This is a genomic window from Sphingobium sp. TCM1 (genome assembly GCF_001650725.1).
Taxonomy (GTDB): Bacteria; Pseudomonadota; Alphaproteobacteria; order Sphingomonadales; family Sphingomonadaceae; genus Sphingobium.
The window spans coordinates 503,781-518,911 of sequence record NZ_LXVX01000012.1 but is presented as its reverse complement, the minus strand read 5'-3'; the positions used below and the strand labels follow the sequence as shown (position 1 = coordinate 518,911).

Here is a 15,131-nt window from a genome sequence, read left to right as displayed (position 1 = left end):
TCCGCAGAAGAGGATTGACGAATATGTCATTTGAATCAATTGCCTGTATGGGATTGGCTTCCCCCTTCACACGGGTGGGGTCACAGGTTCAATCCCTGTCGCGCCCACCATGGCCCGGCGGTCATGGCAGGATAGATTATTTCCCGGCATTGATCTTTTTATTCGCGTCGCGCTAAGCCTTCTTGCCATGAAGCGGCGTGTCCGCGCGCCGGCCTGAAAGGACGAATATGCCCCCCTATCTGAAAGGTAGCGCTGCTCTCGGCGCGCTGCTGCTGATCCCCGTCATTCCCGTCCATGCACAGGAAAGGCTGACGCTGGAGCGCGTCTTTGCCAGCCCCGATCTTGCAGGCCCCCAGCCGCGCGCGCTGAAGCTGTCGCCCGACGGATCGCTGGTGACCCTGCTCAAGCCCCGCGCCGAGGAGAAGGAACGGCTCGACCTGTGGGCGATCGACAGCAGGACCGGCGCCGAGCGGATGCTGGTCGATTCTAAGAAGACCGGGACGGGCGCCGAACTTTCCGAAGCGGAGAAGATGCAGCGCGAGCGTGACCGCTCCGTCGCGGGCAGCACGGGCATCACCAGCTATGACTGGTCGCCGGACGGCAAGAGCGTTCTGGTGCCGGTGGACGGCGATCTCTATCTCGCCGGGCTGGACGGGAATGTCAAACGGCTGACCGACACCCCGGACGGCGAACTGAACGGCGTGGTCAGCCCGAAGGGCGGGTTCGTGTCCTTCGTGCGCGGCGGCAATCTCTTTGTCCAGCCGATCGATGGCGCCGAACGGCAGGTAACGCAGGGCGCGAGCGAGACCGTAAACTGGGGTGTTGCGGAGTTCGTCGCGCAGGAGGAAATGGACCGGCGCACCGGATATTGGTGGTCGCCCGACGACAGTCGCATCGCGGTGGCGCGGGTCGATGAAGGCCCGGTCGGCATCGTCACCCGCACCGCGATCGGCGGGGAGGGGACGAAGGTCTATCAGCAGCGCTACCCCGCGGCCGGCACGCCCAACGCCGTCGTCGATCTCTATGTGCTGAAACCGGACGGATCGGCGCAGGTAAAGGTCGATCTGGGCAGCGATACGGACATCTATCTCGCCCGCGTGAACTGGTCGAAGGATGGGCGGACGCTCTATGTCCAGCGCGAGAGCCGGGACCAGAAGCGGCTCGACCTGCTCGCTGTCGATCCCGCGACCGGCAAGGCGAAGGTGGTACTGACCGAGACGGCGAAGAACTGGATCAACCTGTCCAACAACTTCCGCCCGCTGAATGATGGCAGCTTTCTCTGGTGGTCGGAAAAAAGCGGTCATGGCCATCTTTATCGCATCAGGGACGCCAAATGGACGGCGCTGACCGGCGGCGACTGGGAGGTGCGCGACGTGGTCGGTTTGGACGAGGCCAAGGGGCTGGTCTATTTCACCGGCAATCGCGAAACGCCGCTGGAACAGCAACTCTATGTGACTTCACTCGGCAAGCCTGGTCCTGCGCGTGCGCTGACTGCCAAGGGCTGGTGGAACGACGCCGTCATGGACGGCGCAGCCAGCCGGGCGGTGGTGACGCGCCAGAATAGCGACCAGCCCAAGCAGGTCTACCTGGCCGACAGTGGCGGCAAGCGGTTGCAATGGCTGTCCGAAAATGCGCTGACGGGCAGCCATCCCTATGCCCCCTATGTCGCCGGCCATGTGAAGACGACATTCGGAACGGTGAAGGCGGCGGATGGGACGACGCTTTATACGAAGATCATGACCCCGCCGATCGAGCCGGGTAAACGCTATCCCGTGTTCATGATCCATTATGGCGGTCCCGGCGGCGGGCGTCAGGTCACGAACACATGGTCCGGCGCGCTCAACCAATATCTGGTCGACCGGGGCTGGATCGTCTTTGCCATCGACAATCGCGGCACGCCCGATCGCGGCAAGGCGTTCGAGGATCATCTCTACCGCGCCATGGGCACGGTCGAGGTCGAGGACCAGTTGAAGGGTGTCGAATGGCTGAAGGACCAGCCCTATGTCGATCCGAAGCGGATCGCTACCTATGGCTGGTCCTATGGGGGCTATATGTCGCTCAAGCTGCTGGAAAAGGCGCCGGGCGTCTTCGCGGCGGCGGTGGCAGGTGCGCCGGTGACCAAGTGGCAACTCTACGACACCCATTATACAGAGCGCTATCTGGGCCGGCCGCAGGACAGGCCGAGCGCTTATCCGGCGTCGGGTGCGATCGATGAGGCCGCGAAGATCACCGATCCGCTGTTGCTGATCCATGGCATGTCCGACGATAATGTCGTGTTCGACAATGCCACCGCACTGATGGCGAAGATGCAGGGCGCGGCGGTGCCGTTCGAGATGATGGCCTATCCCGGCCAGACCCACCGCGTCGGCGGGCCGGGCATCAGCGTCCATCTGTGGCGCACGATCGGGCGATTTCTGGCTGCCCATGCCGGCGGGCCGGACGCAGACTGACGGGTAGGGCTATCGCCAGGCGTGGAAGATCGCCCGGCGATAGCGGTCCTTGCGCCGGACCGGCATCGCCCATTTGCGCCAGCCCTTGTTGTCCAGCGCTGCCGGCGTCACATGAAACCGGGAATAGCCAAATCTCGCGGAGGGCGAGGATGTAATCAACGCTGGGGCAGGGGTGGCAGCGGCATTGACTGCATCAACTGAAGATCCGGTGGTGTGAGGAGGATGGGAAGGGTTGGTCGGGGCTTGAGCGGTAATCTGCGCGCTATCGGGCCGGCAAGCCCTTCTTTCTGGACAAACGCCGCAGTATCGCTATGGCGCGCACTCCGCAATATTGCATTGGAGTGGAGACTTTAGTCATGGGTTACAAGGTCGTCGTCGTTGGTGCCACCGGTAATGTGGGCCGCGAGATGCTGACCATTCTCGCCGAGCGCGAGTTCCCTATTGACGAGATCGCGGCGGTCGCATCGCCCCGGTCGCACGGCACCGACGTCGATTTCGGTGACACCGGCAAGACGCTCAAATGCAAGAATATCGAGCATTTCGACTTCACCGGCTGGGACATCGCCCTGTTCGCCGCCGGCTCCGGCCCGACCGCCGAATATGCGCCCAAGGCTGCTGCGGCCGGCTGCGTCGTGATCGACAATTCGTCGCTCTATCGCATGGACCCGGACGTGCCGCTGATCGTGCCCGAAGTTAACCCGGACGCGATCGACGGCTATACGAAGAAAAACATCATCGCGAACCCGAACTGCTCGACCGCGCAGATGGTCGTTGCCCTGAAGCCGCTTCATGACGCGGCGAAGATCAAGCGCGTCGTCGTCGCGACCTACCAGTCGGTGTCCGGCGCGGGCAAGGCGGGCATGGACGAACTGTTCGAACAGTCGCGCAACATCTTCGTCGGCGACCCGGCCGAACCCAAGAAGTTCACCAAGCAGATCGCCTTCAACGTGATCCCGCATATCGACGTTTTCCTGGATGATGGTTCGACCAAGGAAGAATGGAAGATGGTCGCGGAAACCAAGAAGATTCTCGATCCGAAGGTCAAGGTCACGGCGACCTGCGTGCGCGTGCCGGTGTTCGTCGGTCACTCCGAAGCGCTGAACATCGAGTTCGAGAACGAGATTTCGGCCAAGGAAGCCCAGGACATTCTCCGCGAAGCGCCGGGCGTGATGCTCGTCGACAAGCGCGAGGATGGCGGTTACGTCACCCCGGTCGAATGCGTCGGGGACTATGCGACCTTCATCAGCCGCGTGCGGGAGGATTCGACGGTCGATAACGGCCTGTCGCTCTGGTGCGTCAGCGACAATCTCCGCAAGGGCGCGGCGCTCAATGCGGTGCAGATTGCCGAACTGCTGGGCCGCCGTCACCTCAAGAAGGGCTAAGTCGCCCCGATGACCTCCGGTGCTGTCGCGATGTGGAAGACCCTTCCGATCGCGCAGCGCCGGATGATCCTGTTGCTGCTCGCTGCGATCAGCCTTGCCAATGTCGCGCAACCCTATCCCGATCTCGCGCCGCTCCAGCATGGGCCGACGGTCGGGCTGATCTTGGCCGCGCCATGGCTGCTGCGGCGCTGGCCGCTCTCCACCGCCGCCTTTGCCTGCATCTGGCTGTTCCTCCTGCTTCACACTTTCGGCGCGCGCTGGATCTACAGCTATGTGCCCTATGACGAATGGGCGCGGGCGGTGAGCGGGCAGGATCTGTCCAGCCTCGTCGGCATGACCCGCAACGGCTATGATCGACTGGTTCATCTGGCTTTCGGTGCGTTGCTGACCTTGCCGGTCGCCGAAAGCGCGCGGCGGCATGGCGGGTTGTCGCGATGCTGGAGCCTGGCCTTCGCCTTCGCTGCCATCGGCCTGGGCAGCGCGGCCTATGAGATATTCGAATGGTTGCTGACCATCGTCGCCGCCGGCGAGACGGCGGACTATTATAATGGCCAGCAGGGTGATGTGTGGGACGCGCAGAAGGATATGGCGGCCGCACAGGTCGGCAGCGCGGTCGCGCTCATCGCGCTCTTGCGCCGCCGGGGATGACGCCATATCGGCAAGCCGACCCTGTCCGACAAGGAAATGCGCCGATGACCGACCTGCCGATCCAACGCCATGACATCAAGGGCCGGGATGGGCTGCCGATCGCGGTGCATGTCGTGGGCGAGGGCCGCGATCTCGTGCTGATCCATGGCTATTTCTCCAATGCCTGGACGAACTGGATTCGCTACGGCCATGCCGCGCGGCTGGTGGAGGCCGGTTTTCGCCTGATCCTGCCCGACCTGCGCGGTCATGGCGAAAGCGCCAAGCCGCATGACGCCGCGGCCTATCCGCCCGATGCGCTGACCGACGACAATCTGGCGCTGGTGGAGCAGATGGGCCTGACCGATTATGATCTCGGCGGCTATTCCCTTGGCGCGCGGACGACGGTGCGGATGTTGGCGCGGGGGGCAACGCCGCGCCGCGTGATCCTGGCCGGGATGGGGCTGCGCGGCCTCGTCAGGACGCTGGACAAGGGCGGCTATTACAGGAATGTGCTGACCAACCTGGGCACGTTCGAGCGGGGCACGTCGGAGTGGATGACCGAAGCGTTCCTCAAGACCACCAAGGGCGATCCGGTGGCGATGCTCAACATCCTCAACACCTTCGTCGATACGCCCGAAGATGTGATCGCTCGCTTCCAGCAGCCAACCGAAATAATTTGCGGCGCCGACGATCAGGACAATGGCATTGCGCAGGAACTGGCTGAAACTTTGCCCAATGGTCGCTATGTCGAAATTCCTGGCAACCATATGAATGCGGTCACGCGCAAGGAACTGGGGCAGGCTATGGTCGATTTCCTGACAGCTTGACTGTATCGCCTGACCAAGTCAGCTTCCCCGCATAAACAGATCAGGGGAACCCCATGAAAATCGCACTCTCGCTGGCCGCTCTTGCGGCCGCCCTCGTTGCTTCGCCGGCGGCGGCGCAGCAGGCGCCGACGGCGGCCGACGCCGAAGCCTTCCTCGCCAAGGCGGAGAAGAGCCTGTTCGACCAGTCCATCATCAGCGGTCGCGCGCAGTGGATCAATGCGACCTACATCACCGACGACACCGACGCGATCGCATCCTATTTCGGCGCGATCGACACGAAGATGCGGGTCGATTATGCGCTGGACGCGGCGAAATATGCTGCCGCGCCCGGCCTGTCGGAGGAGACGAAGCGCCGCCTGACATTGCTGCGTACCGCACTGACCCTACCCGCACCGACGACGCCCGGAGCGGCCGAGCAGCTCAACGATCTCGCGACCAGACTCCAGTCCGCCTACGGCAAGGGCAAGGGAACGCTGAAGGGGCAGCCGATCAACGGCAGCGACATCGAAGAACAGATGGGGGAGAATCGCAACCCCGAAGAGCTGAAGGAAATGTGGGTCAGCTGGCATGATAATGTCGGCGCGCCGATGCGGCAGGATTATGCCAGGCTGGTCGGCATCGCCAATGCCGGGGCGAAGGAACTGGGCTTTGCCGATACAGGCGCGATGTGGCGGTCCAAATATGACATGCCGGCCGATGATTTCGCTCGGCTGACCGACAAGATCTGGGCGGAGGTCAAGCCGCTCTATGACGAGCTTCACTGCTATACCCGTACCAAGCTCAACGAGAAATATGGCGATGCCGTGCAGCCGAAAACCGGCCCGATCCGCGCCGACCTGCTGGGCAATATGTGGGCGCAAGAATGGGGCAATATCTACGATATCGTCGCGCCTGCGGGCGCGGGTGACCTGGGCTATGACGTCACCGACCTGCTCAAGGCCAAGGCCTATGATCCGGTCAGGATGGTGAAGGCGGGCGAGGGCTTCTATAGCTCGCTCGGCTTCGATCCGCTTCCGCAGAGCTTCTGGGAACGGTCGCAGATCGTGAAGCCTCAGGACCGCGAAGTGGTCTGCCATGCGTCGGCCTGGGATCTGGACAACAAGAACGACATCCGCATCAAGATGTGCACGAAGGTGAATGGCGACGATTTCGTAACGATCCATCACGAGCTGGGCCACAATTATTACCAGCGCGCCTATCAGGTCCAGAAGCCGCTGTATCTGGACGGCGCCAATGATGGCTTCCATGAGGCGATCGGCGATTTCGTGGCGCTATCCATCACCCCCGACTATCTGGTGAAGATCGGGCTGCTCGATCCGGTAAAGGTGCCGGGAACGGACAAGGATCTGGGCCTGCTGCTCCGCCAGGCAATGGACAAGGTGGCGTTCCTGCCCTTCGGCCTCCTGATCGACAAATGGCGCTGGGGCGTGTTTGATGGGTCGATCCCGGAAAGTCAGTATGAAAAGGCCTGGACCGACCTGCGGCTCCAATATCAGGGCATCGTCCCGCCGGTGTCCCGCGATGAGACGAAATTCGACGCCGGGGGCAAATATCATATCCCCGGTAATACGCCCTATACGCGCTACTTCCTGGCGCGTGTTCTCCAGTTCCAATTCTATGCCGCCGCGTGTCGACAGGCCGGCTGGAAGGGGCCGCTGCATCGCTGCTCCTTCTACGGTGACAAGAAGGTGGGGGCGAAGCTGAACGCGATGCTGGAGATGGGAGCATCGAAACCCTGGCCCGATGCGCTGGAGGCATTTACCGGAAGCCGTGAGATGTCGGGCAAGGCGCTCGTCAATTACTTCGCGCCACTCCAGAAGTGGTTGATCGAACAGAATAAAGGCAAGTCTTGCGGCTGGTAAGCCCGAGTATATCTTGGTAAACGGCTGACGCATGAGCGTGTCAGCCGTCATCCTTTCTCTCCTTTTCGGCACCAGCATCGTCATGGCGATCGCCATGGCGGTGGCCTGGCTGCATTTTGGTCGCCAGAAGCATGTCCTGACCTGGACGGCCTCCTATGCGGTCGCGGTGCTGCAATGGCTGGCCAATGCGGGGGGCTATTTCCTTCAGAATCGTCCGCTGTTCGTGATTGCCGGCATCGGCTTGGTGACGAGCGCGACGCTGCTGGCGATCGGCATCCGGCAAAGGTCCGGGCGACTGGTGTCGATCCGGCTTTTCGCCATTCCGGCGTTGCTGGCGATCGTCGCCACGGCCATCGCCATTTCACCGATCGGCAGCCAGGTGATGCAGGGCATGATCACGCCCGCCTATGTGGGCGTGCTGATGGCGATCAGCGCCGCGTCGCTCTGGCCCAGGGACAGGCGCTTTACCTCGCCCGAACTTGCCTTCTTCGTGCTGCTGGTCGCATTCGCCCTTGTCCAGATAGCGCTGGCCGCTTCGGCCTCGATGATTCGTGGCCCTGAAGACGGCAAGCAATTATATCGCGCCATTCTGAGCCTCTTCATGCCGTCCATCTACGTCGGGACGGGCGTTGCCGCGGTCCTCGTCGTCGCGGGCGATCTCGCCCAGCAGTTGCGGCGGCAGATGCGGCATGATCCCCTGACGCAGGTTCTCAACCGCCGCGGCCTGGATGAAGCGGCCGAACGGGCTATCGCGCAGGCCCGGCGCCATGGACGGCCGCTGGCGCTGGTCGTGTGCGATCTCGACGGGTTCAAGGCGCTCAACGACAGCCACGGACATATCGCCGGCGACCAGGCGTTGCAGGGTTTTGCCCAACTCCTGACCCTGGCCGTGCGCCGTGGCGACATAGTCGGTCGGATGGGCGGGGACGAATTCGGCCTTCTACTACAGGATTCGGACGCCCGCGCGGCTGCCGACGTCATGGAGCGGGTGCGCGCGGAAGTCAGTCACCTGTCACTTCCGCGCGTTCCGGACATGCGCCTGCGCGCCAGCTTCGGCGTTGCCGAGTTGGCGACCGGCGACATGCAACTGGAGGACATGGTCGCGCGCGCCGACGAGGCGCTTTATGCGGCGAAGAAGGACGGGAAGAACCGGGTCAGCATCGCGCGCAGCGCGGCCTGATCCAACCCTCTCATCGAAATGGCGGCTCGTTGAACGCTCGCAGCTTGCGGCTGTGCAGCTTCGCACCCTCTTGTCGCAGCAGTTCGCAGGTCATCAGGCCGACCCGCAGGTGGCCCGCGATCGCTTCCTCGTAAAAGCGGTTGGCCTGGCCGGGCAGCTTGAGTTCGCCATGGATCGGCTTGTCCGACACGCAGAGCAAGGTGCCGTAGGGCACGCGGAAGCGATAGCCCTGGGCCGCGATCGTCGCCGATTCCATGTCGATGCCGACCGCGCGCGACAGGCTGAACCGCAGCGCGGAACTGGAATAGCGCAATTCCCAGTTGCGGTCGTCGGTGGTGACGACGGTCCCTGTGCGCAGGCGGCGCTTGAAGTCCTCCGGATCATTGCCGCCCAATATGGCCTCGGCCGCCGTTTCCATCGCAACCTGGACTTCCGCGATTGCGGGCACCGGAATTTCCGGCGGCAGCATATCGTCCAGCACCTTGTCGTCGCGCAGATAGGCGTGGGCGAGGACATAGTCGCCGATCCGCTGGCTCGGACGCAGGCCGCCGCAATGGCCGATCATCAGCCAGGCTTCGGGACGCACGACCGCCAGGTGATCGCAGATCGTCTTGGCGTTGGCCGGGCCGACGCCGATATTCACCAAGGTGATGCCGCTGCGATCGGGGGCGATCAGGTGATAGGCCGGCATCTGGTGCTTGCGCCATGCGCTGTCGGCGATCATGCCGGCAGGGTCCGCCGTTTCGGGGGTGACATAGACGCCGCCCGCGCCCGAAAGGGCCGTGAACCGGCTCCCCTCGCGCTGCAACTCGCCACAGGCCCAGGTCACGAACTCATCGACGTAGCGGTGATAGTTGGTGAACAGAATGTAGCGTTGTACATGCTCCGCCGGCGTGCCGGTATAATGTTTGAGCCGCGCCAGCGAGAAGTCGGTGCGCAATCCGTCGAACAGCGCGAGAGGCCGGTCGCCGCCGGCATCGGGCATGAACAGGCCATCGGCGATCTCGTCGCCGATCTCCGCCAGTTCGGTCGCCGGGAAATAGCGCGCCAGTTCAGTCGGCGGCGTGCCGTCCAGCGCGCTTATGTCGAGCCCGTCAAGCACATAGGGGAAGGGGATCTGCTGGTCGCTCAGTCCGGCTTCGACTTCCACGCCATAATCGCGGACCAGCAGGTCGATCTGCTCGGCCAGATAGTCGGCGAACATGGCCGGCCTGGTCACCGTGGTCGCATAGCGGCCCGGCTTGGACAGGCGGGCAAAGGAACGGCCGGGGGGCGGTGCGTCGCTGTCGCTATGATGGGTGATCCGCAGTTCCGGATAACAAAAGCGCCGATCCGTGCGTGCGTGCGCCGGGGGGATGCTGCCATCGCGGGCATAGGCGCGCATCGCCTCACGCAGATTTTCGATGGATGTCTGATAGATGCGGTCGAGTTGCGCGACCGTTGCGCTGCCGATGCTTTGTGTCATCGCCTCCTGTTATCGCCTTTGCACGACAGAAGGAAGACATTGAAAGGAATGCGCGCCGGGCAACCGCCCGGCGCGCAACGGATCAGAGCTGTTCCAGCATATGATCGGCCGACGACACCTTGAAATCGCCCGGCGCTTCTACATTGATTTCGGCGACGATCCCGTCCTTGACGATCATGGAAAAGCGCTGGCCGCGCGTCCCCAGGCCGAACTTGCTGCCGTCCATGGTGAGGCCGACGGCCTGCGCGAAATCGGCATTGCCGTCCGCGAGCATCGTCACCTTGCCGTCGGCGCCTGCGGACTTGCCCCAGGCACCCATGACGAACGCGTCGTTTACAGCGGTGCAGGCGATCTCGTCGACACCCTTGGCCTTGAGCGCCTCGGCCTTCTCGATGTAGCCGGGCAGGTGCTTGGCCGAGCAGGTCGGGGTGAAGGCGCCGGGGACGGAAAAGATGGCGACGGTCTTGCCGGCGAAATAATCTTCGGACGGGACGGCCTCCGGGCCGTTTTCTGTCATCTTGGTAAAGGTCGTGCTGGGAAGGCGGTCGCCCTTGGATATGGTCATGGTATGTCTCCTGGCCTGTAACGCGCCGCGGAGGTCGTGCCTGGAGCGTCGACTGTCAAGGCATGGGACGGAATATGTCGCAATGCCCCGTTGCTGCGATCACTCGTCCTTGGCAAGCGACTGCGGTGGGTTATATTCGACCCATGAACGATGCGCGCTTCTTTGGTGGGCATTTCCTGCTCGCCCTTCCCGGTATGCAGGACATGCGGTTCGATCATTCGGTGATCGCCCTGTGTGTGCATGATGCGCAAGGCGCCCTTGGCATTGCCGTGGGCGAGGAAATGGAGGGGGTGCGGTTGCGCGACCTGCTCGACAGTTTCGACATAGACGGCAGCGCGGTGCCCGATGTTCCGGTGCTGCGTGGTGGCCCGGTGGAGCCCCGCCGGGGCTTCGTGCTGCACTCGCTCGACTGGGGTGGGCAGGACATGGTTCAGGTCAGCGACTTCTGGGGGCTGTCCGGGTCGCTGGACATCCTCAAGGCGATAGCGGAAGGGCGCGGCCCTCGGCGCTATCTGGTCGCATTGGGCTATGCGGGATGGGGCGCCGGCCAACTGGAACAGGAAATGACCGGCGAAAGCTGGTTTCTCGCGCCCGGCGACGGGGATCTGCTGTTCGACACGCCGACCCGCCGCCGATGGTCTGCGATCTTTGCCGCCGCGGGTATCGATTCGTCCCATCTTGTGAGTGGCGCCGGATCGGCCTGATCCCTCTTAGGAGGTACATAAAGAAAACTTTATATTGAGTTGCCTTGGCATCGGCCCCTTGGTAATGACCGGTCCATATCGTCGTCGGATTGAGCCGTCGGCGTGGACACAATCTAGACCAACGGAGACACGCTCGTGGCCACTGCACCCGCCACCCTGGCGCAGGATTATGTGATCGCCGACATCGGCCTGGCCGGCTTCGGCCGTAAGGAGATCGAGATCGCCGAAACCGAAATGCCCGGCCTGATGGCCCTGCGCGCCGAATTCGGCGCTGCACAGCCGCTCAAGGGCGCCCGCATCACCGGTTCGCTGCACATGACCATCCAGACCGCTGTCCTTATCGAGACGCTGGCCGACCTGGGCGCGGAAATCCGCTGGGCCTCGTGCAACATCTTCTCGACCCAGGACCATGCCGCCGCCGCCATCGCCGCGCGCGGCATCCCGGTCTTCGCCGTCAAGGGCGAGACGCTGGAAGAATATTGGGACTATGTCATCCGCATCTTCGACTGGGGTGATACGACCTGCAACATGATCCTGGACGATGGCGGCGACGCCACCATGTTTGCGCTTTGGGGCGCCCGCGTCGAAGCCGGGGAGGAACTCTTCACCCCGACCAACGAGGAAGAGGAAATCTTCGTCGCGACGCTCAAGCGCTTCCTGGCCGAGCGTCCCGGCTACCTGACCGAGACGGTCAAGGCCATCAAGGGCGTGTCGGAAGAAACGACGACCGGGGTTCACCGCCTCTATGAGCTTGCCAAGAAGGGCAAGCTTCCCTTCCCGGCGATCAACGTAAACGACAGCGTCACCAAGTCGAAGTTCGACAATCTCTACGGCTGCAAGGAATCGCTGGTCGACGCCATCCGTCGCGCCACTGACGTCATGCTGGCCGGCAAGGTCGCCTGCGTCGCCGGTTTCGGCGACGTCGGCAAGGGCAGCGCCGCTTCGCTTCGCAACGGCGGCGCCCGCGTCCTCGTGACCGAAGTCGATCCCATTTGCGCGCTCCAGGCCGCGATGGAAGGCTATGAAGTCGTGACCATGGAAGAAGCTGCCAAGCGCGCCGACATCTTCGTCACCGCCACCGGCAATGCCGACGTCATCACGCTCGACCATATGCGCGAGATGAAGAATATGGCGATCGTCTGCAATATCGGCCATTTCGACAGCGAGATCCAGATCGCGGCGCTCAACAACCAGAAGTGGACCGAGATCAAGCCGCAGGTCGACGAAGTCGAATTCGCCGACGGCAAGAAGATCATCGTTCTCGCCAAGGGGCGCCTGGTCAATCTGGGCTGCGCCACCGGCCATCCCAGCTTCGTCATGTCCTCGTCCTTCACCAACCAAGTGCTGGCCCAGATCGAACTGTGGACCAAGTCGGGCGAATACAAGAATGAAGTCTATGTGCTGCCCAAGCATCTGGACGAGAAGGTCGCCGCGCTGCATCTGGAAAAGCTGGGCGTGAAGCTCAGCACCCTGACCCAGAAGCAGGCTGACTATATCGGAGTGCCGGTCGAAGGGCCGTTCAAGCCGGATCATTACCGCTACTGAGACGATAAAAAAGGGGGAAGGCTGCAACGTCTTCCCCCTTTTTGCTCGCGCTTCGCCGTTGCGAACGCAAATCTTTCGATCGCCCGCTTCCCGCTGCGCCCGACATGCGATAGGTCGGTGCCGATTATGAACAGGGTCGGGCAGGTTCAGCAGAAAAGGGGGGCGGTCGAATGACGACGCTGTCGCCCGTCGCTGCCATCATATTGGGGGTCGTGCTGGCCGTGTGGCTCGGCGCGGCATTATGGGCGCTGACCAGCGGCCAGCGGATGCGCCGCGAAGGCACGCAGGCGCAAGGAAAGCTGGATCGGTTGACGGTGCTGCTGGCGTCGGCGCCGGCCGCGCCCATCATCATTCATCCCGATGGGCGGCTGGAAGCCGCCGACCGACTTGCAAAATGGTTGGCCAAGCCGCGCGTGCCCGCCTTCGTGTCGGAACTGACTGCGGCCGATGGCGGACTGGAGCCGGATGACGCGGCGCTGCTGGCGCAGGAAATCGCGTCGGCGCAACGCGCCGGCAAGAGCTTTGCGCTGCCGGTGCGGGGATTGGGGTCGTCGCGTCTGTTGCTGGTGCGCGGCGCGCCGGCCGGACCGGGGCTGGCCGAAAGCGGCGGCGTCGTGCTGTGGATTTTCGACGCGACCGACAGCCAGAAGGAAATCCAGGGGCTGACGACGCAGGTCGAGCAGTTGCGCGACGCGCTGGAGGCGCTCGCGGGACTGGTCGAAGCCGCGCCCTTCCCCATGTGGCACCGCACACCCGACCTGCGACTCAGCCTGGTCAACAGCGCCTATGTCCGCGCAGTCGATGGGGTGGATGCCCGCGACGTCATCATGCAGGGCGTGGAACTGGTCGAATCGGTCGGCGGCGTGCCGCCGGAAGCCGCAGCGGCCGACGCCATGGCGCGGGACGAACTGGTCGAACGCATGGTTCCCGCCACCATCAAAGGCGAGCGCCGGACGATGCGCGTCGTCGACGTTCCGCTGGGGGAAGCGGGCATCGCCGGCTATGCGGTCGACCAGCATGAACTGGAACAGGCGCGGGTGGAGCATCGCCGCCTCGAAGCGGCGCAACGCGACCTGCTGGACCGGCTTTCCGCGGGGGTGGCGCGGTTCGGCCCGGATCGGGCGCTGCGCTTCTGGAACCAGCCCTTCATCAGCCTTTTCGGGCTGCGGCAGGAGTCGCTGGCGGACGCCCCGCTGTTCGAGCGTGTTCTGGACGAGATGCGCGACGCGCGGCGGTTGCCCGAGCATCGCGATTTCCCGGCCTGGCGGACGGAGCGGCGCAACTGGTTCCTGTCGCCCGAACCGATCGAGGAAAACTGGTTGTTGCAGGACGGCACGCATCTGCGCGTCTATGCGCAGCCGCTGCCCGACGGCGGGCTGCTGCTCATCTTCGAGGATCGTACCGAACAGGTGCAACTGTCGAGCGCGCGCGACACGCTGCTGCGGGTCCGTACCGCGACCTTCGACAATCTGTTCGAATCGATCGGCGTCTTTTCCGCCGATGGACGCCTGCAAATGTGGAACAGCCGGTTCCGCACCATCTGGGGCGCCAATGAGGAGATGCTGGCCACGCATCCGCGCATCGACGACCTGATGCGCGAAGTGCAGTCGCGCCTCGCCAAACCGCAGCAGTCCAACCTGGTGCGCGAACTGGTCCGCGCCGCCACGGTGGAGCGCAAGCAGCGCGTCGGCCATGTTGGTTTTGCGGACGGACGCATCTTCGAATTCGCCGCCATCCCGCTGCCCGACGGCAACGCGCTCTTCACCATGCTCGACGTGACCGACAGCCGCCGGGTCGAACAGGTGCTGCGTGATCGCAACGAGGCGCTGGAGCAGGCGGACAAGATCAAGACCGCTTTCGTGACCAACATGAGCTATGAATTGCGGACGCCCCTCACCACCATCGCCGGTTTCGCCGAGATGATGAGTGCGGGCTATGCGGGGGAATTGAGCGAGTCCGCCAGGGACTATGTCGACGGTATCCTTCAGAGCACAGGGCGCTTGTCGATGTTGATCGACAATGTTCTGGACCTGACCCAGGGGGAAGCGGGGACGCTGCCGATCGATCGCAGCGCGGTCGATCTCGCGACCGTCGCGAGGGCCAGCGCCGACCGGCTGCGCGCCGAGGCATCGGCAAAGGGCATCGACCTTGCCGTGCAGATCGAAGCCTCGCTGGGCAGCGTTCAGGGCGATGCCCGCCGGATCGGTCAGGCCATCGACCATCTCCTCGAAAATGCGCTGCAATATTGCAGCCGCGGCGCTCGCGTCCTGCTCCACGGCGACGGCGGGATCGACAAGGCCCGGATCGTGATATCGGACAATGGTCCCGGCATCCCGTCGGACCAGCAGGGCGCGATCTTCGATCCGGTCGCTCGGGCCGAGCAGGCGCGGGCCGGCAGCAAGGCGGGGATCGGCCTACCACTCGCCCGGCAACTCGCCCAGGCCCATGGCGGCACCCTCCAGCTCGTATCGGAGAAGGGCAAGGGGACCATGGTCGTGATCGAGCTGCCGCGTGGCTGATACGG

The 15,131-nt window shown here is 63.7% G+C and carries 11 protein-coding genes; 9 read left to right on the top strand and 2 right to left on the bottom strand.

Going from position 1 to position 15,131, the window contains the following annotated elements; genetic code table 11:
- Nucleotides 1-227: 227 nt before the first annotated feature.
- From A7Q26_RS11325 to A7Q26_RS11300, 6 genes are all read left to right on the top strand, one after another.
- Nucleotides 228-2,450, top strand: coding sequence for a S9 family peptidase (locus tag A7Q26_RS11325; protein WP_066859457.1), 2,223 nt, complete (start codon nucleotides 228-230; stop codon nucleotides 2,448-2,450).
- A 356-nt stretch (nucleotides 2,451-2,806) separates the two neighbouring features.
- Nucleotides 2,807-3,832 carry an aspartate-semialdehyde dehydrogenase gene (locus tag A7Q26_RS11320; RefSeq protein WP_066859456.1) on the top strand — a complete coding sequence of 342 codons (1,026 nt, stop codon included), beginning with the start codon at nucleotides 2,807-2,809 and terminating at the stop codon, nucleotides 3,830-3,832.
- A 9-nt stretch (nucleotides 3,833-3,841) separates the two neighbouring features.
- Nucleotides 3,842-4,480 carry a DUF2238 domain-containing protein gene (locus A7Q26_RS11315; RefSeq protein WP_066859455.1) on the top strand — a complete coding sequence of 213 codons (639 nt, stop codon included), beginning with the start codon at nucleotides 3,842-3,844 and terminating at the stop codon, nucleotides 4,478-4,480.
- A 44-nt stretch (nucleotides 4,481-4,524) separates the two neighbouring features.
- Complete coding sequence (locus A7Q26_RS11310; RefSeq protein WP_066859454.1) at nucleotides 4,525-5,286, top strand: alpha/beta fold hydrolase; 762 nt, start codon at nucleotides 4,525-4,527, stop codon at nucleotides 5,284-5,286.
- A 53-nt stretch (nucleotides 5,287-5,339) separates the two neighbouring features.
- On the top strand, nucleotides 5,340-7,148 hold the full coding sequence (locus tag A7Q26_RS11305; protein WP_066859453.1) for a M2 family metallopeptidase: 1,809 nt from the start codon (nucleotides 5,340-5,342) through the stop codon (nucleotides 7,146-7,148).
- A 31-nt stretch (nucleotides 7,149-7,179) separates the two neighbouring features.
- Entirely contained in the window at nucleotides 7,180-8,328 is a 1,149-nt protein-coding gene (locus tag A7Q26_RS11300) for a GGDEF domain-containing protein (RefSeq protein WP_066859452.1), read from the top strand.
- A gap of 10 nt (nucleotides 8,329-8,338) precedes the next feature.
- Here the strand turns inward: A7Q26_RS11300 and A7Q26_RS11295 are convergent, their stop codons facing one another.
- The gene (locus tag A7Q26_RS11295) at nucleotides 8,339-9,793 is read right to left on the bottom strand and encodes an AMP nucleosidase (RefSeq protein WP_066859451.1); all 1,455 of its coding nucleotides are present in this window, start codon (nucleotides 9,791-9,793) and stop codon (nucleotides 8,339-8,341) included.
- 82 nt (nucleotides 9,794-9,875) lie between these two features.
- Nucleotides 9,876-10,358, bottom strand: coding sequence for a peroxiredoxin (locus A7Q26_RS11290; protein WP_066859450.1), 483 nt, complete (start codon nucleotides 10,356-10,358; stop codon nucleotides 9,876-9,878).
- A 143-nt stretch (nucleotides 10,359-10,501) separates the two neighbouring features.
- Between A7Q26_RS11290 and A7Q26_RS11285 the strand changes: the two genes are divergently transcribed.
- The 3 genes from A7Q26_RS11285 (at nucleotide 10,502) to A7Q26_RS11275 (ending at nucleotide 15,126) form a co-directional block, all read left to right on the top strand.
- Nucleotides 10,502-11,062, top strand: coding sequence for a YqgE/AlgH family protein (locus A7Q26_RS11285; protein WP_066859449.1), 561 nt, complete (start codon nucleotides 10,502-10,504; stop codon nucleotides 11,060-11,062).
- Between the two features lie 135 nt (nucleotides 11,063-11,197).
- The gene (ahcY, locus tag A7Q26_RS11280) at nucleotides 11,198-12,607 is read left to right on the top strand and encodes an adenosylhomocysteinase (protein ID WP_066859448.1); all 1,410 of its coding nucleotides are present in this window, start codon (nucleotides 11,198-11,200) and stop codon (nucleotides 12,605-12,607) included.
- A 170-nt stretch (nucleotides 12,608-12,777) separates the two neighbouring features.
- The gene (locus A7Q26_RS11275; RefSeq protein WP_066859447.1) at nucleotides 12,778-15,126 is read left to right on the top strand and encodes a sensor histidine kinase; all 2,349 of its coding nucleotides are present in this window, start codon (nucleotides 12,778-12,780) and stop codon (nucleotides 15,124-15,126) included.
- The last annotated feature ends 5 nt before the right edge of the window (nucleotides 15,127-15,131 follow it).

Bases quoted from the DNA above. Each gene is read 5' to 3' on its own strand.
- A7Q26_RS11325 (WP_066859457.1), top strand. From the start codon at position 228: ATGCCCCCCTATCTGAAAGGTAGCGCTGCTCTCGGCGCGCTGCTGCTG.
- A7Q26_RS11320 (WP_066859456.1), top strand. From the start codon at position 2,807: ATGGGTTACAAGGTCGTCGTCGTTGGTGCCACCGGTAATGTGGGCCGC.
- A7Q26_RS11315 (WP_066859455.1), top strand. From the start codon at position 3,842: ATGACCTCCGGTGCTGTCGCGATGTGGAAGACCCTTCCGATCGCGCAG.
- A7Q26_RS11310 (WP_066859454.1), top strand. From the start codon at position 4,525: ATGACCGACCTGCCGATCCAACGCCATGACATCAAGGGCCGGGATGGG.
- A7Q26_RS11305 (WP_066859453.1), top strand. From the start codon at position 5,340: ATGAAAATCGCACTCTCGCTGGCCGCTCTTGCGGCCGCCCTCGTTGCT.
- A7Q26_RS11300 (WP_066859452.1), top strand. From the start codon at position 7,180: ATGAGCGTGTCAGCCGTCATCCTTTCTCTCCTTTTCGGCACCAGCATC.
- A7Q26_RS11295 (WP_066859451.1), bottom strand. From the start codon at position 9,793: ATGACACAAAGCATCGGCAGCGCAACGGTCGCGCAACTCGACCGCATC.
- A7Q26_RS11290 (WP_066859450.1), bottom strand. From the start codon at position 10,358: ATGACCATATCCAAGGGCGACCGCCTTCCCAGCACGACCTTTACCAAG.
- A7Q26_RS11285 (WP_066859449.1), top strand. From the start codon at position 10,502: ATGAACGATGCGCGCTTCTTTGGTGGGCATTTCCTGCTCGCCCTTCCC.
- A7Q26_RS11275 (WP_066859447.1), top strand. From the start codon at position 12,778: ATGACGACGCTGTCGCCCGTCGCTGCCATCATATTGGGGGTCGTGCTG.